A 22227-nucleotide genomic window follows, 5' to 3' on the forward strand; every position below is an offset into this window, starting at 1 on the left:
GTAGGTCTAGCCACAATTAAATTTCAGGTAATACAAAATGAACAATAATAAAAACATTCTATCAGCATCACTTGCTGCGCTTTTTCTAGTTTCAGCTCAAAGCCACGCATGTTTAACAAATGAAATTGAATCCAATAATATCGAAAGTTCGGCCAATAAAGGTATATGCAGCGGTACTTTAATTGAAGGCTCGATGAGTCGAGCAGATATCGATTGGTTTGAATTTAATGTTTCCAGTGCAGGAGAAATTAATATAAACCTTGATCACAATAGCAGAGATGACTTTGACTGGTCACTTTATCAAACGAGTGGAAGCGCCGTTGTGCAAGCTCAAACAAGTCAAGTGCCAGAAACTGGTAGCTACCAAGCATTAGGTTCTGGCACTTATCTTCTAAAAGTCACTCGATATAGTGGCTCTGGTTGGTATGATTTAACAATTAACTATCCAGAAGGCAATACCGAACCACCAAGTAATAACACCTGTGAATATGGTAGTAGACCGAGCAAATCGAGTACATTAAAGACGTACTTATTGGGTGATCAGGCCGATAGCTGTTCTGAACTCAATACAGAAAATGGTGCTGTTTTACTAATGGGGGGAGGATCTGATGTCGACAATGCATTTATTAATAGAGTTGGCCCTCATGTTGGGCAAGGTGCGGATGTAGTCGTCCTGAGAACTTCAGGGACCGACGCATATAATGACTATTTGCTTGGGCTACTGGATGCAAATTCAGTTGAAACTTTGATTGTTGATAGCAGAAACAAAGCCAATGAGCCTTATGTCGATTGGGCCATTCGTAGTGCTGAATTTGTTTGGGTTTCGGGTGGGGATCAATCTGAATATTTAAATCAATGGCAAGGAACCAGCCTCCAAAGTGCTTTGCAATATGTCTTTGATAAAGGCGGAGTGATTGGTGGGACATCTGCCGGTATGGCACTGATGGCAAATAGCATCTATGACCCTGATGGTATCCAAGGAGCCGTGTCTAATGAAGTTGTAACCGATTTTTGTCATAACACTCTGCAATTTAATAATCGTTTTGTTTCTGTTCCAATGCTTGATAACTCATTAACCGATACCCACTTTAAAGAAAGAGATAGAATGGGCCGTTCGCTTGTTTCTTTAGCGCACCATGCCACAACGAGTTTTGCAATTGCAGCCAGTGAAGCAACATCAATTTTTATTACCACTGATGGTAAAGGTATTGTTGATGGTAGCGCCGAAGTCTATATATTGAAAGAGTCCGAACAAACAATTAGAAAGGCTCTGAACTGCGGTCAGGCTGTTGAATATTCGGGTATATCTCGAATTAAACTGCTAGCCGGTGATACCTATAACTTTAGTAATCACAGCCATATCGGTTCTAATATAACGATAGGTATTGATGGCCGCATCAGTAATTTCTACACACCAATAAATCCATATTAACTCCCAGTCAACAAGGAGCCAACTAGGCTCCTTTTTAGTGATAAAAAAGTTTATCCCTCCACTCTCTGTTCGATTTTAAATACCATACTAAAAAAATCACTAATATGAGCTACGGCATAAGGTCTATTTATTAATCTTGTGCATCATCACATACCCAAAAGTGATATGAAAAGTAAAAGTAATCTACATATATCGAAAATTGCATCCATACTCTAGGTGCTTATTATTCATACTATTAAACTCTTGTTTAAAGGCCTTATTTTCATGAACATAAACAAATTATCAAAATTCATGTCAAAACACTTAACTAAAGTGTTATTGATGCCAGTGATTTTACTCGCCCTCGTCATAGCCAATAACTTGATTAAATCGAGCGCCAATATGAGTTCAGCTGCTCAAACAGCAAATGATGTAATCGTCATTAACTCTCTATTGGAGGTAGTACATAAACTACAATTGAACAGTACCGCCAGATTTTAACGACACATGATTTAAAGCCTGAGAGTTTCGACCTTGCCACTAAATTTCAAGCTGACCTTTCTCAAATTAGTAACCTTCGCAGCGCAATCGATGGCAAAACTATTGAATTATCTGATGCCATATCGCACTACACTAAATTGAACCAGCAGGGCTTACATTTTGTTATAAAATTGTCAAAAAGTGCTAATAATGCTGATGTGAGCGCAGAATTATTTTCGCTTTATAACCTAAGCAGTTACAAAGAAACGTTAGGGATAGAACGAGCAATGCTAAGTGCTGTATTTTCTGCCAATAAGTTATCGCCAGCCTTGGCAGAAAAACACTTAGTTATCAGAACTCGTCAACTCTTATTTAAAGATGAAGCCTTAGGTGTTGCACCAACCACACTCTTAAAAATTTTAACGTCAGCATTTAATTCAAACGAAGCAAGCATTATTGAGGGTTATAATACCAAGGTAAAAGCGGCGACTGAGAATTACAACATCTCGCCTAATGATTGGTTTAAAGATGCGACTAAATTTATCAATGTTCAACGCAATGCAGAAATGGACGTTTTAGCGGTTATTGCAATAACCGCTAAAAAAACGATTGATAACGCGTGGTTTCAACTTACAAGCCAATTAATTATTTTAAGTTTAGGGATACTTGCGACCATATCGATTTTTTTAGCCTTGGGAATTCGAAAAAAGCAATCTGTTGCTATCCACCAAGGTATCAGCCATGTTTTAAAAACTAGAGATTTAACAACTGCCCTCAAAGTGGTCAGTAACGATGAATTGGGTAATATCGCAGTCAATATAAACAAAATTTTAAATAAAATTGGCGATGACTTTTCTAGTTTTAGTAATATTTCAAAAAACATCACTGTATCAGTGCATGAAACAGCGATTGCCATTAGTCAAAGCCAAACTAACTTATTGATGCAACAGGAGAATGTGCAAACCATTGCATCAGCAGCAGAAGAAATGAGTGAAAACGTAAAGGTTATTTCTCAGTCAATGAAAGACAATGTCGCCAATGTAAACTTAGTTTTAAAAGAATCACAAACAGGCAAACAGTCTGTTGCTGAGGCCGTTGCGGTAATAAATCGCTCAGCTGAACAGATGTCAAATTCAGCAGACTCTATCGACCAGCTAAATCAAAAGGTGGGGAATATTTCTGGAATGGTCGATATGATCCGCTCCATTGCAGAACAAACAAACTTATTAGCACTTAATGCAGCCATTGAAGCCGCTCGAGCCGGTGAACAAGGTCGGGGATTTGCAGTGGTCGCTGATGAAGTGCGCAACTTAGCTAAACGTACTCAAGATTCAACCGAAGATATTTCAAGCTTAGTCTTAGAGCTACAAGAAAGTGCAACTAATGCTTTTAATGTGATTAATGCCGGCAAAGAGTTTGCTATTTCGGGAGCAGAAAAAGCAGCAAAAATCGAACATGTACTTAATGTGATTGTAGATAAAATCGCATCTATTCAAGAGGTGACTGATTCGGTATCGATTAATACGAGTGATCAGAGCGACGCCATATTAGAAGTGAGTAAAAATATATTAACTATTTATGAGCAATCAAATCAGAATGTGGCCGGGGCTGAAAGCGTCGCGATAGAAGCGCGCGAAATTGCAGACTCAGCCATGCAAATGGATGACAGCATAGATTCTTATAAGTTAAATAATGTCATTAGTATTGAAGAGCAAATGAAAGTATTAAGAAAACGTGCCATGGAGTCACGGACAAAATAACGAATTAGTTTTATAAATTATCAAAGCTTATTAATCTGTTAATTTAGTTAAAAAACCATACTGTGCGAATTAAAACATTACGTTATATTTCTTCAGAATTATTTGCTCTTGTTGACCTTTTAATGCGCGGCGGCCTTCGTTCCAAATTGAGATTAGCCGTTGTCTTTTTTCGCTTGGAATTTTATTTGAAAAAATGGGCATTTCCACAAGCTTATTTTCTAAACCCGGCTGCACTATTTTTAGCGCGCTATTTAAATTATTTCGATTTAAAACGTGTTGCAAAACCAGTGCATTATCTGCGTATAAGTCGACCCTTTCTCCTTTGATCATCATCAATACTCGCTCAACCACGTCGTCATCACCAGCAATTACCTCAACAAAATGAGCGTTATCAGGATTGTCTAAGTAATGTTGATATTCAAGACTCATAGAACTGTAATCCCAACCCTGGCCAGTTGCTATGCGTTTACCTTCAATTGATTTAATACCATTGTAATGCCATGGATCATCTTTTCTCACCACAAATGCAGATGGATATTCAAACGTTGGCTCTGAGGCATAAACAAAAGCGTTATCCGCTTGTTTAGAATCAAGAAACTCTGGCAACATATCACAAAGCCCATTTGTTACCATGTCTAACCCGCGAGCCAATGGCACTTCATAGTACTCAATTGTATAGCCGTGAGCGCTATAAACCTGCGCTAACATATCAATTACGACCCCGCGCAGAGGTGCATCGTGTGTTGGAAAAATAGTCATAGGCGGCCATTGGTCATAACACACTTTTAATATTTTAGTTTCACTTGCATTGGCTATGCTGATAGATGAAATGATTACACAAACAAAACAAGACCAACATCTACCAATATTATTTTTCAACACGGTCCCGCCCCTTGTCTTTTGCGCCATATAGTTTTAAATCCACTCGTTTAAATAGTTCATCGATTAGTTCATCGTCTGGTTCAGAACACACAACGCCGATGCTTAGGGTGTAAGCTATCGTTTTATTATCAATTTCTAACGTCGAATCGGCGATGGTTTGCCTAATGGTATTAGCGATACGATAAGCGTCATCTAAGCCAGTATCGGGTAAAAAAACTGCGAACTCTTCACCGCCCACCCTGGCTACTAAGTCCGACTTTCTTAATAACGATTGGATTGTTTGAGTGCAATGAATAAGCACCTTATCGCCGGCAAAGTGACCGAAGGTATCGTTAACTTCTTTAAATAAATCTAAATCCATTAGAATAAAAGACACTGTTGATTTCTGACGTTGTGCAAGGCTTAGTAGCTGTTGTGCCATTTCGAAAAAACTTCCTCGATTCAAAACCTGAGTTAATGAGTCTTTAGAGGCGAGTTCTTTAAGTTTTTCATTGGATATTTGTAGTGCTTCGGTGCGTTTTGCTACTGCTTGTTCTAACCAACTACGCTTAGCTTGCTCATCTTCTAATAATCGCTCTCTGTCGCGAGCCATTGAGCACAGCATATTGTTGATATGTTGTTGCAGTTGCATAAGCTCGTTATCTTCCGTGTGTGAAAGGTGAATGCGTTTAGTTGAATCTTGACTTAATTGCACGTCTTGAACTTGTAACATTAACTCGCTTAATGGCGTTGCCAAATAACGGTTAAAAGCCCAAACAAATAGCCAAAATAACAGAGATAATTTGAAGATTGCTGTAACGGCTATTAAAGCAAAACCGAATAAAACACGGTCTAATACAACCTGTGACGATGAATATAAGGTAATCGAACCAAGGTATATTTGGCTATTATTGAGTGACCAGTGGATATCAGATTGAGTACTAAATGTTGACAAAGGAACAGAAGAAGTCAGATACGAACGAGCATCTATCATAGCTTTATTGTCTTTGTCTAACAGCTCAACCCCTTCGATTATTGGCATTTTGATTAATCCAGCTACCAGCGCTTCCAATTGAGTTTGATTGTATTGCCAAATACTCCTTGCAATAGAGCCATGCACTGTTTGTTCTAACTGCTGCAACTCATCTAAAATCGCGTTTTGGGTTTTTAGGTATTCAGTTAAAAACTGCATACTGGTAACGAAGAATGTGACTGCTAAATAGATAGAGAGGATCACGCGCATCATTTTCTTTGAGAGATTGTTTGGACTACGAAAACCAGCAAACATTAAAATAAAACCTTACCCAATACGCATTTAAATTAAATTTATATTAGTTTACTCACGCCGTGAATGAAACAGAAAAAACAGCGAATACTTTATTGCAGAAAATTAATCATTGATTATGCTGCCGAACCTTGCTTCGAGTGCGGCTATTACTTTAGTTCATCACTAATCTGTATTGCCCTACTCTATTGTTTTTTCGCCATCACGTTGAGTATTTAGTAAGGAAAAGACTGTATTGTATCGTTATTCTGGGTGTATCAGCCGATAACGCGCTATGCATTCCCAATTAACGCTCCCCGCTGGGTTTCCCCCTAGTCAGCGCCTCCCCAATGATACTTACTTTCCGATGTTTTTAATGACGTAGCTGCTGACCCTACTCTTAACGATCTTTTACCATTACGTTGCCGTATAGATAAAACCAAACATCTGTGTTTAGAAACAGACTATTGATGTGCCATTTATCCTTCATGAACTTCACTCAATTAGTTATCTAAAAAAGCGATGGTTCTGATTAAAAATACTTAATTGTTTTTACTTCATTTACCACTAGAGTGTGTTCAACTGTATTAATTAAAGAGGGCCTTATTATGATGAATTTTTTATCAAGAATGACGGTTAAAAGCCGTTTAATTGCAGGGTTTGGTTTCATATTAGCTCTACTCATATTGCTAACCATTCAGGGGATCCAAAAGGTTAACTTTATTGATCGAACGTTAAGCGAAATTACCGATGTTAATTCTGTAAAACAGCGTTATGCAATTAATTATCGTGGTAGCGTCCACGACCGTGCCATTGCGATCCGAGATATTGCTATCGCATCGAATGAGATACAAATAAATCAATTTGTTGAAGAAATAAAAGAATTAGAAGCCTTTTATCGCACCTCAGAAAATAAAATGAATCAAATGCTCAGCGATGGAATTGGTTTCTCTAGCCAAGAACGCACTATTCTTTCAAGAATTGATGATATACAAAGCACAACCCTACCACTGGTAAATCAAATAATTGCAGCAAAGCGCGCTGGCAAAGACGTTTCGCAGCAAGTATTAAATGAAGCAAGGCCCGCCTTTATTAATTGGTTAAATACCATTAATGAGTTTATCGATTTTCAAGAAGATCAGAATCAAATCGCAACCCCTGAGGCACGAGCAGTTGCGGGTGGATTCCAAAGCCTAATGTTAGTTCTGTGTGCCATTGCACTTACGGCTTCCATATTTGTTGGTTTATTGATTGAAAAAAGCTTACGAATAACTCTTGGTGGAGAACCATTTGATGCACAAAGCGCAATTAATACAACCGCAAGCGGTGATTTAACACGCACGGTTAGCACCCGTTATCCGAGCAGTATCATAGGCTCAATTGCTGAGATGAATAAAAAAATCACAGAAATAGTCAGTAATATTATCGCAGCCTCTAATAGCGTTGCGACACAAGTTGAAGATGTATCTCAAGGCTCTAAATTAGTCCTTAATGCGGCAAAAGATCAGGCTGACTTAACCTCAAAAACCGCAACTAAACTCAGTGAAATGAGAGAAAGTATCGATCAAGTTGCTCAAATAGCGCATCGGACTGAAGACAATTCAGGGCTCACTGTCCAATATGCAAAACAAGGCCGCGAAGTAGTTGATGCAACCGCAACAGAAATGGAAAAAATATCTCAAACAGTGAATACAACCGTTGAGCAAATCAGCAAACTAGAAGAAAACACCAAACAAATTGGTGGCATTATTAATGTGATCAGCAGTATTTCGGAGCAAACCAATCTACTTGCCTTAAATGCAGCTATTGAAGCCGCCCGTGCAGGAGAATCTGGTCGAGGTTTTGCCGTAGTGGCTGATGAAGTTCGCCAATTAGCGCAACGAACTGGGCAAGCAACATCCCAAATTGAATCGATGATTAATGATGTCCAAGCGCAGACTATCGCATCCGTTAATGCGATGAAAACAGTGCAACCACAAGTGCAAAGCGGTAAAGAAAAAACAAGCAAAGCAACCGAGTTACTGTTAAATATCGAAAAACAAGCAAGCGATTCTTTAGCCCGTGTTAAAGAAGTTGCACAAGCATCAGCAGATCAAGTCTCTGTGATCAGCGATATCAGTACAACGATGGAAAAAATTGCTGCGATGTCTGAAGATTTTATCGAATCCATGCATCAAAATAACGCTTCGACCAACACCTTAACCAAGCTTTCCACTAAACTAAAACAAGATATTTCCTTTTTCAAAATTTAACAGCTTGCAGCTTAGGTAATGCTTGTTTGATTAAAAATTTTATAACCGTAATATTAGTGGCATTGGCTAAACCTTATATCAGCCAATGCCGCTTTTAGGCCCAACGTATTAATCAGCAACGTTTAACAAACAAGCTAGCATATATTTTTTACCCGATATCTGTTCGCTAATAAGTCATCGTTGCACAAAAATAAGTGTTTAAAACCTGGTTGAAAATCATCGATTATTATTTATAATACTTTGTTTTTAAGCCATTTTTGCGAAGGCTTTGCTTTAGTTTTACGTCGAATAGTTCCCAAGGCTGCCAAGCCAAGTAAACGGCGAAACTTTGGGCATTGCATATGACTAGGCGCAGAACAAACGGCTGCATGTCTAAGCCCATCGCGCATCGCGATAAGATTATTAATCGTATTGTCTAATTCAGTTGCTTTTTGCAACAGCAGCTCTTTGTCGATATTTGGCTTACCTTTAGACCCTAACATGCTAGCTATTTCATCAAGTGAAAATCCAGCAGCACGGCCAAGAGCAATCAATGCCAATTGTTCCAAAACATCAGCAGTAAAGACTCTGCGAATTCCTTGCCTACCAACCGATCTGATTAAGCCTTTCTCCTCATAGAAACGCAATGTGGACGCTGGTACTCCTGAATGTTTAGCAACTTGGGCAATATCCATAACTCTCCCTTGACTTAAAGTCGACTTGAAGTTGTACGATAGCACCAGTCTAATTTCAAAATAAAGGAGAAAATTATGAATACTCTGTTTAGCATCATTGTGATTGGTATTGGAGCAACGGTTCTGATGGATCTGTGGGCAATAGTGCGCAAATCACTATGGGGTATTCCAACTTTAAATTATGCCATGGTAGGACGTTGGCTTGCTCACATCTTAAATGGCCAATTTCATCATCATTCTATTATTGACTCACCGCAAATACCCGGTGAAAAAATCATCGGCTGGGCGGCACATTACCTGACAGGCATTGCCTTCGCAGTCATATTAGTCGCTCTATTTGGACTGCCGTGGCTCCAACAACCGACGATTGGCCCTGCACTTTTTGTTGGTATAAGCACAGTTGTCATTCCTTTTTTCATAATGCAACCAGCCATGGGTGCGGGTATTGCAGCCTGCAAAACAGCAAAACCCCATTCAGCCCGGCTGCAAAGCTTAATAACCCATGCTGTTTTTGGTTTTGGCTTATATTTCTCAGGCTGGACATTACAACTTTTTTAGACGACTAAACAACCAAACTCTCGAGGCACTATTTGGTGCCTCATTTTGAAATCGCTGAGGCAAAAAGAGTTCAAACCAACGCTAGCTGACATTAATTAAAATAGCAGTATCATTCTATTTTAATATGTTTATTGGTATCGCTCACATTACTATTAAAAACATCTGTTCAATCGCTATCGGGCTGATATTGAAATATTTCTTCTAGCGGTAAGTTAAATACCAAAGCAATTTTGAATGCCACCTCTAAAGTTGGCGAATATTTATTTGCTTCAATCGCCATCACTGTTTGTCGCGTTACCCCAATCGCTTGAGCAAGTTGCTTTTGCGTCATTTCATTATGCAAAAAACGAAGCGTTCGAATCGAGTTGCTCAGATTGCTACTCATAAATATTTCCTGTTCGGCCTTTATAAAGCTGGGTCGCATAATTAACAATTTCAGCAATAATAAACGCTCCCACCATAATATGCAGAGGCAAATATGGCACCTGAAACTCTGCTGGCATTAACTCTTGCGCCTCAATTTGGTATTGGAAAATCGCCACACAAATCCCTACTTGTAAAATATAGGCTGTGTATTTATAGCCTACTAAGCTGATTTGCTTTTCTCGCACATCAAGGGGTTGATTAAGCTCATTGTCGCTGGCAAAGGCCAACAAAACATAACTCGCTACCATTAAAATCACTGAGTAGATAATCACATCAAGTAATAACCCTGAAAGCCAACTCGCAGAAGCTAATTGCTCTGCTGTTGCACCAAGCACATTACTGACATAAAAATAACCAATATAAACACAAGCCAGTAAATCAACACTCAGGGTAATTTCTCGAAAACTAATACTTTGTAACCATTCTTTAATCATGTCTGACCTAGTCATATATTTCATACCTAAAGTTAAAAATTTTTAACATGACTAACCATAGCTGAAGCAGCCACAAGATGTCAAATATCTTTAACCTCGAGTCGATTAAATTTAACTATGAAAAAACAAGTTACAGATAAATAGCCCAATGCAGAGGCTAAATAAATTAGCTCACACTGACATTAAAAGTAGAAAAATAACGCTACAAGTATTAAGGATTGAACAACCTCTTACTTGCTAACTGCTGATATTTAAAGATTTTATTACTGGTGAACGGTTTGAGCATTTTTCCTTGCTAGGACTATGAGTAACGCTTCATCCATTTGTTTTATAAAATCATGCTTGTACGGAAATTTATTGATAGAGTCTTTGACATAACCAATATGAGCTGTTCGCCTGAGTACTTCTCGGTCTTCAACAATATTACTTAAATCGAGTTCAGGGTGTAAAAACTTAACATTTTCAAGTCCATGTAAGGTTGATAACCTATCATTGACATAGCAATCTATTCGATTTTTCGATAACTTTAATACATTAGAATAGGTATCTTTATTCTCCCATAGCCTAATTTTCCCCTGCATAATAGCCTTTTCAAGCGTCTCATCTAAAATTACATACCCTGCATTAATTCCGACATTAAGTGGTTGAGCATTCGTATCGCTTTCCTCTATATCGTGTAAAGACGCCCCTCGATTACAAAAAGCAACAACGACTTCCTCTTGTAATGGCACTGAATATGGCCAAATATAAGGCCTACGCTTGATATGTTTATATGGCGGCAGCAATGCAAAACCATCACCATTTTCCAGTGCCGCAAGCCCTCTTTTCCAGGGCACAGCTTGTAATTCTACACTATATTTGTCATCTATTAGTTTTGCAGCTTGGTAAACTAGATCCACATAAATGCCAGTGAGCTTTCCATTTTCCAAATAGCTATAAGGCGGATAACTGCCATCTACAAGTATTGTGACTCGATATTGAAGTTTTGCTTGGACGGAAAGAGTAATAAGAGCTAATAAAATCGAAAAGGCCACCATGAGTGACCAAGAGCATACTTTTTTTTCAATTGGAATAATCACTCATTATACCTCATAAAGCAGCTCATCAAGATAGCCAGCGCTTTGGCTTAACACTTTGAATAAAATCTTATTAAATTATTCTGGCTACAAATAACCATAAAAGGTATTTTTAGAAAGTAAACTTTTACAACAATACTTCTTGTCCAGGTGATAGCAAGTTATAACTGCCATGCTGTTTTGCTAAACAACCCTCTTCAATACTAATAATATTGCTTTAGGTAATCACAGCGCGACAATAGCACCTTGTTCACATATCAAGCACAAAAATTCTTTAACGTTTTTTTTGACAACCAATGCATGACATTCAGTAAAAACGGTTCATTTTGCTCAGTACCTTTGGTCGCTAAGCCATACTTTTTTTAACTAATACTGCTATGAATTGCTCAGAACACCCTCGAGTTAGATGGCCAAAATCGTTATACCACGACTAAAGCTCAACGTTGTAAAAGACGGGGGATTGTAACAACCTTCCCATCTGGGCTGGTTTCAGTAGAGGTACCTGCTGTTATTTTTGAAACTGAATTATTAATATTAAAGCCAAATGCAAAGGCACACATAATAAAACGACAATAATACTTCATCGAAACTTCATTATTTCTCTGTAACGCTAACGGCCCAAACCGCCGGAATAAAGGTCGGTTTGGGCCGTTAGTTCGGTCTAGCAGCTAAGACTTAAGGAGTGTAGTAAAACCTCCATAAATTAGACGCTTACCATCAAAAGGCATTGGATTATTTTCTGGTGACATTCTGGGATCTTCCATCATTGCGCCCCAACCAGAATCTCGAACTTCTTTTGAGGGCCATATCACCCAAGAAAATACAATGGTTTCATTCTGCTCTGCTTTGACCGCTTTAGGCAGCGATGTTATTTTTCCTTGAGGAATGTCATCACCCCAATTTTCTACTATTTCTAACGCACCATATTCTTTGAATACTTCTGCGGATACTTTCGCATGCTCAATATACTTATCTTTGTTTTCGCAAGGTACTGGGGCAACAAAACAATCGACATATGACATGAGTATTTCCTTTTTTGTTGATTAAAACGTAAAGCAAAACTTATTTTCTGACCTAACGAGGCTGTAGAGTTACTCGTTTTAAAATTATTTTGATTAGTTTGTAAACCATAACTTAGTTCCTATTTTTATTCAAATATTTAGTCAGGTTTGCTTTGATGTTTAAAGCTATTTCCACCACCGATAACACAAAGGCGCTGCGCTTTACCGAGGGCTAAAAGCTTGTGAATTTATAGGGTAATTATCACCATAGCAAAGATAGACCTAACCCTACTCTTTTTTACATTGGATTTTAATTTACAGCCATCAATGGCAAATAGGTTGCGGCCAATTAGCCCTTCTTCATCACAAATCATCTGCACTTGGGTAAATAGCGGTTCAATTTGCTGGTGCATTTTAGCCACGAAAGCAGCTATCGAGGTGTAATGTGGCTGAACATCACCCGCTATTTCTTGCAAAAGAGTCTCATGAACAAAATATTGTTTTCACACGCCTTAGCAATGCGGCGGCTACTGATCAAACCATGTGCATAACCGAGTAAAATTGTCTTGAGCATGACGGCTGGTGAATACGCCGCTGCACCTGTTTTATCGTTGTTGTACCATGCATCAAAACCCGTTAAATCGAGTTTATTTTCGACAATATAACAAAGGGCATACTCAAAAGTGCCAGGCAAAATTTGCTCAGCGAAATTGATAGGAATGAATTTATTTTGACAGGATAAGTCAGGCTTGGCTCCTAACCCAACGAAAGAGCCATAACACGTTACCGTGGGTGAATAATATCTATTAGATCACAGTCACTCGGTAGGTTCAAGGTTAAAAATCGAGCAAATAAAGAAGTGTAGAATCAGTTCCTAAAACAAGTAATTCTACAGCCTCAACGCCTCGTTAAGAGGCAAAAAATAGTTGGTTAAAATAAGCGAGGCACGAGCAAAACCAACTGTTTTTTGTCCTGCTTTAATGCCTTGTATGGAAGTTTTTTATAAATACTTTTGGAACCAGCTAACTAGTTCTTTTTGCGCTTTAATTTTGTTGTTTGTTAAATCGTGATCATCTTTTGAATAAAGCACAAACTTATGCGGAATATTATTTTTAGATAACGCATCAGCAAGCTCAATTGAGTTATTCACGGACACCCGTTCATCATTTTCACCATGTAAAAGCAAAATAGGTACATTTGGCGATAATTCATTGACCCAATTTAATACTGAGCGCTTCTCTAATTCAGTTACTTTATTAGTTTCATAATCAGGAATTCTATGTGTATAGACCTCTTCCATAGCGGGGCGAAAATTTAGCTCTTTTAACAAGTCAGTAGCACCTGCAATAGTTGCTATCGCTTTTACGTTTTTTACTTGCTTTAAAGCTAAATGTGTTTGCATTCCTCCTCGACTAAAGCCATACATACCTATTCGTTGTGGATCAGCACCTTCAATTTTAGGGATGTAACTTAATAACGCAGTAACATCCTTAACATCTTTTCCACCAAATTCATCGTTCATTACATTTTTTGTAAGTGTACCGGGATGTTGGCTACCTCTATACTGGCTTCCAATAATAACAAAACCTTCGTTAGCAATTGGAAATAGATTATTCATCATTGAGCCAAATTCGACTGAACCAGTGCTACCATTACCGCCGCGGTTGTATACTAATACAGGTAATTTTTTTGAGTTTGTTTTAGGTTTAATAATGTAACCAGATACATCACTGCCATCGACTTGATACGTGAAGGTATTACACGATAAGTTCTTCTTATATTGATTAAAGTTATCTTCTCCAAACATAGAGTCGAACCATGACAGTTTTTTTGATAGATCTTCTTTAGATTTACTTCTCTTTTTATATTTTTTTTCGATAAAGCCACGCCATGAATCATAGCTTTCGAATATTGAAGTAAAGCAATTTTTTTGATCTTTAATTCGTTCATCATTGATTAAATCGTTTGCTTGAGAGCTAAACGATGAAACAGCTAAAATGGTTATTAATATATATTTGTTCACATGAACTCCATGTCGGTGGTTGAAACTTCTAACGAGCCTGTAGAATTACTCGTTTTTAAAGTTATTTTTATTAGTCAGTAAACGATAACTTAGTTCCTATTTTGATTCAATCGTTTAGTCTATTTTGAGATGAGATTTTAAATCGGAGTTTTAGATGGGTTTTCTTGCGGTTTATGTGGGGTTATGAGGCATTTTTAAGGATAAAAAGGGTTTCCCCTGCTTAATTCAACCTGCTTTGCAGCTTTTCTATATTATGCACCAAGCAATACAGTTGCCCATTCACTTTCTTTTGACCGCGCAAGGTCAATTTATTCATGCCTTTATTGACGGTGATATTCCGCCTTTTATTTAAAGGAAAGCAGGTTCGATACAGCCTAGTCGTTTGCCATTCCTTGAATAAAAAGGTGTCGTCGTCCCATTGGGCTGTCTATTTTTACTTCATTTTGTCGATGTAACTGACTTTTTTGCGTGATCCATCATTTTTAAATTGCATTTTCCTGCCTGTTTTTATTGGTGGTTTTCGCATACATTGCTGTTGCAATGGGCAGATTTTACAGTCTTTTAAGTAACCGCAGAATCGTGTGTATTTTTGATTGTGGCTTTTTACATTGATACCGCTTCGCCACATCTCATTGCCTGCGGGGCAGCGGCAAAAAATAATTATGGGTGCCAAATATTTCCGTAGGTGCAAGCCTGCTTGCGAAGCTCACCCGCTGTTTTGTCGTGACTTATCACTACACGTCTTGGCTTTTGGCGTCATTGTGAGATACAAACGTTTTCACCACTGAGAACCCCGAGGCGCTGCGCTACAACGAGGTTAAACGATTGTTTTACGAGCACTAAATTTTAAAAGTCTTTTTATTTCAAGAAGATATTTATGGGTGATGAGATGGACACTCCCAAAACGGCGTCTATGCGCCAAACTGGAAGTGAAACTCAGTTATTCTAGGAGCATCCATCATGAAGTGTAGAACTATTGGCATTGATTTAGCAAAATCTGTTTTCCAAGCGTGTGGAGTGAATCAACATCTAAAACCTGTTTTTAATCAACGATTAGCTAGGCGTGATTTTTATGCTTTTATGGCAGAGCAACCGCCCACGCAAGTGGTGATGGAAGCCTGTTATTCATCCCATTATTGGGGTCGAGAATTAACCCAATTAGGGCATACTGTCTGCCTAATCCCCGCTCAACATGTTACGCCCTTTGTTCGAGGGAATAAAAATGACCGCAATGATGCTCTAGCCATTGTTGAAGCAAGTCAACGACCTAACATTCGATTTGTGCCGATAAAAAGTGAAGCGCAACAAGAAGTCATGGCACTACATCGTATTCGTGAACGGTTAATCAAAAACAAAACCGCATTAACAAACCAAGCACATGGTTTATTGAGTGACTTTGGGATTATTTTCAGTCAAGGAGAACGTTGTTTTTCTGTCATGGCCCATATCGTCGCGGCAAGCTCACACGTGAGCGAAAATATAAAATCTCTGGTTGCCATGTTGCATGAAGAGTTTTTAGGGCTTAAAGCCAAGTTAAAAGTAATCGAAGCCAAATTAAAACAAAACTTAACCCAGTTTCCACAAGCAGAAATACTGCTTAGTGTGCCAGGAGTTGGTTACATCATCGCTTCCGCGTTAATTGCCTGCATTGATAAAGGGCAAGCATTTAAAAGCGCAAAAGATTTTGCTGTTTGGTTGGGAATAACACCGCGCCAATATGCATCAGGGTCACATAGTTATATGGGCAAAATATCAAAGCGAGGCCATCGTTATTTACGCAAGCAACTCATTCATGGCGCCAGAGCCGTCCTTAATCGCTATAAAAATGAAAACGATGCGCTCAAGGTGTGGGGTGAAGCGGTCGCACATCGACGTGGTTTTAATAAAGCGGTGGTTGCCATTGCCCATAAACTTGCACGGATTGTCTGGCACTTGTTGCAAAAAGATGTGATGTACCAACCTCAACATATAAAGGCCTAACATGAAGATTTCACACCATAACGTTATTTATAAATGGTTGCTTATTCAACCATTACCTAAATAGTAACGGGTTGTTCACACCATTGTTAGCTAACACATGTTGATGAGTAAACGGTTTTCCCACTTGAAAATAACCTGGTTTTGACAAGGGTTTAAAATCCGTGTGGGTGTTAAGGTATTTCAAGTACGGAATTCATCAGAGGCCGGCGGGAGTCAACTCCCGCCACTCTTTTCCTCAGAATCAGAGGAAAGAACAGAGCCTGTATATATGTCAGTGCTGATATTTTTAATATCTATTTATCAGAAAACCACATGAACATATGTTAACGAACAAAAAGAATAAACGATTTATTTTGTATTTTTTACAAGATAAAAACTGCTCATGCTTGCAAAGTCGGTCGTGTCCATATATGTCTAGTATTTTTCAACGTTTTTTAGTCCTGATTAATTTGCTTGTTAGTAGTATTTTACGCCGCTCAAGTTTCTTTTTGGGATTTACGTCTTTTAATAAGACCTAAAGATAAAAACACGATAGAAGAAATTAAGAACACGGTTGAGCCGATAAAATCCTGCTCGATTACGTTATAAGCCAAGCCTATAACCATAATAAAAGATGCACCGATATAAGATTTAAATTGAGATGACGAGTTTTTATTCATTAACACTACCCTTTGATTGAAGCTGTAACTTTAATACTACTAACACCCAAATAATGGGCTAAAAATAGTGGGCTAAAATGGAGCGAAGCGAACAGCCCGCTGTTTTTAGTCCTGATTAATTTGCTTGTTATGTTTTTGATAACTCTACTTTAACCAGAAAAAGTTAATGATGAATTAAAACAAAATACTGGCTCTAAATCTATGTATGGTTCAGGAGCCCAACAAGTAGTCCTAAATTTTTCATAAACGTCTCTAAAAGGAGATACTACTAATTCTCTTTCATCCATCATGATTTTAGAAAAATCAGCAGATTTAATAACTATATATATGCATTCAAAGTCATCGCCTTTTTCATAAAACACAGAATCCCAAAAGTAACCTTTTTGCTCCATTTCGCTTTTAGGAAACTCAATATTTTCACGCATATAAGATATCAAAGTATCTAAATGGTTTCGAGAATTAGGATTCAATTTGATTTTTAGTAGCTTAGATTGCACTCAAACCTCTAGAAAAACATAACGAGACTGTAGAATAACTCCAACAGCCAAATTTAACTAAAAAACGAGCTCCTGTAATCAACCCTAAGCGCATTTAAGGCATTAGCTAATGCATTTGGAACCCAGAAAACAGCCTATTTTTCTTAAAAAAGAGTAATTCTACAGCCTCAACGCCTCATTAAGAGGCAATAAAATAGTTGGTTAAAATAAGCGACGAAGGAACAAAAACCAACTGTTTTTTGTCCTGCTTTAACGACTTGTTAGCTAGACTTTAACCACTTAACAAGTATGTTTAATACTTCTGTATCTATAGGCTCCTTTGCCAATAATGGGTAATTTGAAAAACAAGGCTCTTCATTTTCACAGCGTAATATATGTGTAAGGTTAGGCACCATATGACTTTCCACTGCTACCGGAGCTATGAGTTTTATCTGTTCAACATCTTGAGGTTTACACTGAATATCTTTACTGCCTGAAATTGCAAGCACAGGAGATGATATTTTATTAAATATATGCGAAGGTACTATAGTCAACATTTCTCTAAACCATTTAGCTTCAACCTTTTCAGAGCGTTCTACAAAATAATCTGATGATGTACGCTTTATCTTTTTAATAAACTTACTTGTATCAGAAACTGGCTCATCAAATAACTTAAACATAGTTTTTTTATAAAGGCGTTTAAGTCCTTTATTGGTTTCAATTTCGACAATTAACTCATTGTGTAACGTTTCAGCTTGAGACATTAAAATATCTTCCAATCGCTCAATGAATGGACAAAGTAAGATCATGCCTGCAATATTGTCACGTTTAATATTAATTTGTGGGGCAATAATACAACCTTCACTGTGACCTAATAAATATATTTCTTGTAGGTTAAAAAATTCAATGTTTTGAAGTTCATCAAACCAAGATAATGCATCATCTACTAGATCGAAATGACCTGTTTTATAAAAATCTCCAGTGCTTTGTCCACAACCTCTTTTATCATATCGAATGCTGGCAATACCATTATCAGCTAGATAATGAGCAATATTATTAAATATATTAAGGTCTAAGCCTTGTTGATTTTCATCTCTATCGAGTTCACCACTGCCATGAATCATTAATACGACTGGAAATTTTCCTTGTTCTTGCGGAAGGCAAATTGTCCCTCTTAATGTCACTTGTTCTTTCTTTATTGAATACTCAACTTCTACCATAAACTTCCTGTCTAGCTAACGCCCAAATTTAGCGCGGAAAGCCGCGCAGCGGGTTGACGTCGCAGCCAGCGCTTTTTGCTGGCGATAAAATTTGTTTGTTATGTGTTTTTACTTTTGTCTCTGCGACCTAGCCAACTCCACGTTAATTTGGCCGTAATCACTGACAAAATAAAACTGAATGGCACAATTACTAATAAACCCACCAATCCGAGCCCATAATCTTCAGAAAGCGCCTCTTTATTTGGCGCACCTACTTTTTCCATATGCAGCTCTATGTACCATTCACTAATCAAATGCTCAAAGCAAATGAAGCTAAATACCAGTACAGCCAAACTTATAAATATTCTTAGAATCATAGAAACACATAACGAGCCTGTAGATTTACTCGTTTTAAATTTGTTTTTATTAATCAACGAACCATAACTGAGTTCCTATTTTGATTCAATCGTTTCGTCAGTTTCGAGTGGATATTTTAAATCTATGTTTTAGGTGGTTTTTTTTGCGGTATCTGTGAGGTTTTAGAGGTGTTTTTAAGGGTAAAAAGGGGTTCCCCTGCTTAATGCACTCTGTTTTGCAGCTTTTCTATATTATGAACCAAGCAATACAGTTGCCACTGGGTATTCACTTTCGTTTGACCCCGTAAGGTCAGTTTATTCATGCCTTTATTGACGGTGATATTACCGAATACAGGCTCAATAGAACCAAGCCTTTTACTGTACTGCCGTCGCCCCATTGGGCTGTCTATTTTCACTTTCATTTTGTCGATGTAACTGAGCTTTTTGCATGACTCGTCATTTTTAAACTGTACTTGCCGCCCTGTTTTTATCGGTGGCTTTCGCATACATTGCTGTTGCAGCGGGCAGATTTTACAGTCTTTTAAGTAACCACAGAATCGTGTGTATTGTTGGTTATAGCTTTTTACATTGATACCACTTCGCCACATCTCATTGCCTGCGGGGCTGCGGCAAGTTTGTGTTACTTCATCATAGTGGAAGTCATCCGAGGTAAATAACCGTGGCTTGCCTTTACTGCGTTTTAATCGGCGCTTTTCTTGCTCTGTTTCGTAGGTTTCGCTCTCTTTAAACAGCGGATTGCGTTTTCTAAATTGGTTATCGGCTATGTAACTATCAAAGCCACTTTGCGCCATAAATTCGAGGTTCGCTTCGCTATTAAAGCCACTGTCTGCGGTGAATTTGATGGCCTGTTCCTTTGACGTTCGGTTTGCGTTGAGTTTAGCCAGTTGTTGTTTTAATTGATTAACGGCTGGCTGCAAAGTTTGTTGCTCGCCCACCGAACCCCACGCTTGTGCTTGCAGGATAATCTGATGTTTATCATCATTAATCGCAATGCCGTTGTAACCTTGGATGGTGCCTTTGGATGTCGTCATCTTTGCGCTGTCTGGGTCTGTGATATTACTTTTAACCGGCTTACCTTGACTGCCTGTTTTTTCTTGATGAGTGGCGAGAAATTCAGTGATTTTAGCGGCACTTTTATCGAGCTTTTCTTTTTGCTTTAAGTCTTGTGTGACTAGTTCTTCACTTAATCCATCTTGGGCTTGATGGCGCTCAATAATGCGTTTGCTTGCCCGTTCTAGTTTTGCTTTTTTACGGCCGAGTTCATCGAACGTACCGCTCCATTCTTTGCTCGCATTTGACTTTAACTTACACCCATCAATGGCAAACATATTACGGCCTATTAAGCCTTCTTCGTCGCATATCATCAGCACTTGCGTAAATAATGGTTCAATCTGCTCGTGCATTTTAGCCACAAAACCCGCTATTGATGTGTAATGCGGCTGAACATCACCCGACACACTCATAAATAAAATATTGTTTTCACACGCCTTAGCAATACGCCGACTGCTAATTAAACCATGTGCATAACCCAGCAGAATAATTTTGAGCATCACCGCAGGTGAATACGCCGCTGCACCTGTTTTATCGTTGTTATACCATGCATCAAACCCCGTTAAATCGAGTTTATTTTCAACAATATAACAAAGGGCATACTCAAAAGTGCCAGGCAGAATTTGCTCAGCGAAATTGATTGGAATGAATTTATTTTGGCAGGATAAGTCAGGCTTGACTCGTAACCCAACGAAAGAGCCATAACACGTTACCATGGGTGAATAATATCTATTAGATCACAGTCACTCGATGGGTTCAAGGTTAAAAATCGAGCAAATAAAGAAGTATAGAATCCGTTCCTTAAATGAGTAATTCTACAGCCTCAACGCCCCAAGCAGCGGCGCGTTTACGCGTCCGCCTGATTTTGATTGTTAGCTTTTGCTTGACCGATGAAACTGGCCCCCACAAAAACAAACCAAATTATTTGTGAGACACCGAATAGCTCTGTAAAAATGTCGGCAGGATAGATAGTTGCGATGCCAGCAGCACCAACAAATAAGCCAATATAATTGAGCCACTTAGAAAATATTTTACTATATAAATTGCATAGACTGATTAAAAGTACCCAGATACCACCAACTAGTTCATTACCGCCCCCAAGGCTTTCAGTGAGTAAAGTTACAATATGCCAAGTCTCTGATGCCTTCTCGACGTTTGTTCTCGCCAAGTTAACTACAGCGTCTAAGCCAATAACCGATATAAACCCACTAGCTATAACCAAACCAACCCACACTACGCCAAATAAAGTAGCGAGCTTACTTAAATATTGTGTCTTGAGGGTGGAATGCTTTTCATACAGCCCCAGAACCAAAACCGACAATACAACACCAAACAAGGCATAGATGGAAAAATAAACGATTCCTATTGATATATGATTGTCTTCTAGGTACACAATTTGATCAGCAACTTCTGCTGAATATGGATAAGCCCAGAAAGCACCGAAGTAAATAAATGCGCCAATATAGATTAACGCTAAGAAGATGGCGCATAGGCCAGTAAAATAATTGATTTTTTTCAACTGTAAATCCTTTATGTGAGAAAGCTAACGCCCGGCTATGGCGCCGGAGTGCAGTTGGCCTTTTTTGTGGTACCTACCACAAAAAAGGCCAACGGAATGGAGGTCGCACATGAGCCGTTTGTTAGGTTCTGAACCAATACTTCTTTCTGTTTTTTCGATACTCATATATTGACGCAAAAACTAAAAATAGACCGACCCAAGGAAACAATATAGCTCCTCGTTTTTCGCTTGCAACGGATTCGTCGTATGATCGAACAACGTTGCCATTTGCCACTATTTCGTAAACTGGATTGTAGCTATATTCGTGAGCTATTGGCTTCTGAGTTTCCTTGAGATTTGCTAGCACGGTTACATTTACTCCGCTTGCACTAATCGCTTCATATATTTCTTTCGCGAGAGTCGATCCCAAACCGTTGTGTACAAAAGTACCTTTACCCACAATTTTAAAGCGAACGTCCCTGCTTTTTTTGCTTGCACGATTTACCCACTCAACTTCTCCAGCAATCTCCACCAGCTCGGATTTTGGAGGTATCGAATCTAGAAACTTATCACCCCAAAAATGAGCTGCCAAGAAGAAGATACCCATTGCTAGCCCTATAACCGGAATAATTTTTCCTTTGAACATACTCAGCCCAATGAATACCTAACGAGGCTGTAGAATTTCTATTTTTATAAATTTGGCCATTTTTTTGACCTCCTGTATCGCTTTCTAAGCGACAATCTCGTACTAAGCAATGCATTTGAGAC

At 38.4% G+C, this 22227-nt stretch carries 19 protein-coding genes and 2 pseudogenes; 5 read left to right on the forward strand and 16 right to left on the reverse strand.

Annotated elements, in window-relative coordinates; translation table 11 throughout:
- Positions 1–37 precede the first annotated feature (37 nt).
- A complete protein-coding gene (locus PTUN_RS10130) occupies positions 38–1432 on the forward strand; it encodes a Type 1 glutamine amidotransferase-like domain-containing protein (protein WP_009840178.1) in 1395 nt (464 codons plus the stop codon).
- A gap of 455 nt (positions 1433–1887) precedes the next feature.
- Entirely contained in the window at positions 1888–3651 is a 1764-nt protein-coding gene (locus PTUN_RS10140) for a methyl-accepting chemotaxis protein (protein ID WP_332306594.1), read from the forward strand.
- Positions 3652–3720: 69 nt separating this feature from the next.
- Here the strand turns inward: PTUN_RS10140 and PTUN_RS10145 are convergent, their stop codons facing one another.
- Positions 3721–4530 carry a substrate-binding periplasmic protein gene (locus tag PTUN_RS10145; RefSeq protein WP_009840181.1) on the reverse strand — a complete coding sequence of 270 codons (810 nt, stop codon included), beginning with the start codon at positions 4528–4530 and terminating at the stop codon, positions 3721–3723.
- The gene (locus tag PTUN_RS10150; RefSeq protein WP_040644166.1) at positions 4520–5800 is read right to left on the reverse strand and encodes a GGDEF domain-containing protein; all 1281 of its coding nucleotides are present in this window, start codon (positions 5798–5800) and stop codon (positions 4520–4522) included. The genes PTUN_RS10145 and PTUN_RS10150 overlap by 11 nt, the downstream gene beginning before the upstream one ends.
- A gap of 584 nt (positions 5801–6384) precedes the next feature.
- Here PTUN_RS10150 and PTUN_RS10155 point away from each other — a divergent pair.
- Positions 6385–8028 (forward strand): methyl-accepting chemotaxis protein, encoded by a 1644-nt coding sequence (locus tag PTUN_RS10155; RefSeq protein WP_232285031.1) that lies wholly within the window; start codon positions 6385–6387, stop codon positions 8026–8028.
- 230 nt (positions 8029–8258) lie between these two features.
- Here PTUN_RS10155 and PTUN_RS10160 read toward each other — a convergent pair whose 3' ends face one another.
- The gene (locus PTUN_RS10160) at positions 8259–8702 is read right to left on the reverse strand and encodes a helix-turn-helix domain-containing protein (RefSeq protein ID WP_009840184.1); all 444 of its coding nucleotides are present in this window, start codon (positions 8700–8702) and stop codon (positions 8259–8261) included.
- A 75-nt stretch (positions 8703–8777) separates the two neighbouring features.
- Here PTUN_RS10160 and PTUN_RS10165 point away from each other — a divergent pair, with 75 nt between their 5' ends.
- A complete protein-coding gene (locus PTUN_RS10165; protein ID WP_009840185.1) occupies positions 8778–9260 on the forward strand; it encodes a DUF2938 domain-containing protein in 483 nt (160 codons plus the stop codon).
- 166 nt (positions 9261–9426) lie between these two features.
- On the opposite strand, the gene PTUN_RS10170 is transcribed toward PTUN_RS10165, so the two are convergent.
- From PTUN_RS10170 to PTUN_RS22650, 7 genes and pseudogenes are all read right to left on the reverse strand, one after another.
- Positions 9427–9645 carry a helix-turn-helix transcriptional regulator gene (locus PTUN_RS10170; protein ID WP_009840186.1) on the reverse strand — a complete coding sequence of 73 codons (219 nt, stop codon included), beginning with the start codon at positions 9643–9645 and terminating at the stop codon, positions 9427–9429.
- Positions 9638–10135, reverse strand: a complete 498-nt coding sequence (locus tag PTUN_RS10175) for a hypothetical protein (RefSeq protein ID WP_040644167.1) — start codon at positions 10133–10135, stop codon at positions 9638–9640. The genes PTUN_RS10170 and PTUN_RS10175 overlap by 8 nt, the downstream gene beginning before the upstream one ends.
- A 248-nt stretch (positions 10136–10383) precedes the next feature.
- Positions 10384–11199, reverse strand: a complete 816-nt coding sequence (locus tag PTUN_RS10180; protein WP_232285032.1) for a substrate-binding periplasmic protein — start codon at positions 11197–11199, stop codon at positions 10384–10386.
- Between the two features lie 665 nt (positions 11200–11864).
- Positions 11865–12218 carry a DUF1428 domain-containing protein gene (locus tag PTUN_RS10185; protein WP_009840190.1) on the reverse strand — a complete coding sequence of 118 codons (354 nt, stop codon included), beginning with the start codon at positions 12216–12218 and terminating at the stop codon, positions 11865–11867.
- A 272-nt stretch (positions 12219–12490) separates the two neighbouring features.
- A pseudogene (locus PTUN_RS22645) lies at positions 12491–12918 on the reverse strand (transposase); the annotation flags it as partial.
- A 279-nt stretch (positions 12919–13197) separates the two neighbouring features.
- The gene (locus PTUN_RS10195; RefSeq protein ID WP_009840193.1) at positions 13198–14220 is read right to left on the reverse strand and encodes an alpha/beta hydrolase family protein; all 1023 of its coding nucleotides are present in this window, start codon (positions 14218–14220) and stop codon (positions 13198–13200) included.
- Positions 14221–14440: 220 nt separating this feature from the next.
- Positions 14441–14872: pseudogene (locus PTUN_RS22650) on the reverse strand (transposase); the annotation flags it as partial.
- A 308-nt stretch (positions 14873–15180) separates the two neighbouring features.
- Here PTUN_RS22650 and PTUN_RS10205 point away from each other — a divergent pair.
- The gene (locus PTUN_RS10205) at positions 15181–16200 is read left to right on the forward strand and encodes an IS110 family RNA-guided transposase (RefSeq protein ID WP_096035248.1); all 1020 of its coding nucleotides are present in this window, start codon (positions 15181–15183) and stop codon (positions 16198–16200) included.
- A gap of 808 nt (positions 16201–17008) precedes the next feature.
- Here the strand turns inward: PTUN_RS10205 and PTUN_RS10215 are convergent.
- The 6 genes from PTUN_RS10215 to PTUN_RS10235 all read right to left on the reverse strand — a co-directional run bounded on the left by PTUN_RS10215 (position 17009) and on the right by PTUN_RS10235 (position 22105).
- A complete protein-coding gene (locus PTUN_RS10215; protein WP_040644168.1) occupies positions 17009–17356 on the reverse strand; it encodes a DUF6176 family protein in 348 nt (115 codons plus the stop codon).
- 260 nt (positions 17357–17616) lie between these two features.
- Positions 17617–18555: an alpha/beta hydrolase gene (locus PTUN_RS10220; RefSeq protein ID WP_009840199.1), complete on the reverse strand. Its 939-nt coding sequence runs from the start codon at positions 18553–18555 to the stop codon at positions 17617–17619.
- Between the two features lie 98 nt (positions 18556–18653).
- Positions 18654–18818, reverse strand: coding sequence for a hypothetical protein (locus PTUN_RS21945; protein ID WP_009840200.1), 165 nt, complete (start codon positions 18816–18818; stop codon positions 18654–18656).
- A 293-nt stretch (positions 18819–19111) separates the two neighbouring features.
- Positions 19112–20677, reverse strand: coding sequence for a transposase (locus PTUN_RS10225; protein WP_009840201.1), 1566 nt, complete (start codon positions 20675–20677; stop codon positions 19112–19114).
- A gap of 131 nt (positions 20678–20808) precedes the next feature.
- A complete protein-coding gene (locus PTUN_RS10230) occupies positions 20809–21480 on the reverse strand; it encodes a DUF4386 family protein (protein WP_009840202.1) in 672 nt (223 codons plus the stop codon).
- 121 nt (positions 21481–21601) lie between these two features.
- Entirely contained in the window at positions 21602–22105 is a 504-nt protein-coding gene (locus PTUN_RS10235) for a hypothetical protein (protein ID WP_009840203.1), read from the reverse strand.
- Between the last annotated feature and the right edge of the window lie 122 nt (positions 22106–22227).

It is taken from the genome of Pseudoalteromonas tunicata (assembly GCF_002310815.1).
In the GTDB taxonomy this organism is placed as follows: domain Bacteria; phylum Pseudomonadota; class Gammaproteobacteria; order Enterobacterales; family Alteromonadaceae; genus Pseudoalteromonas; species Pseudoalteromonas tunicata.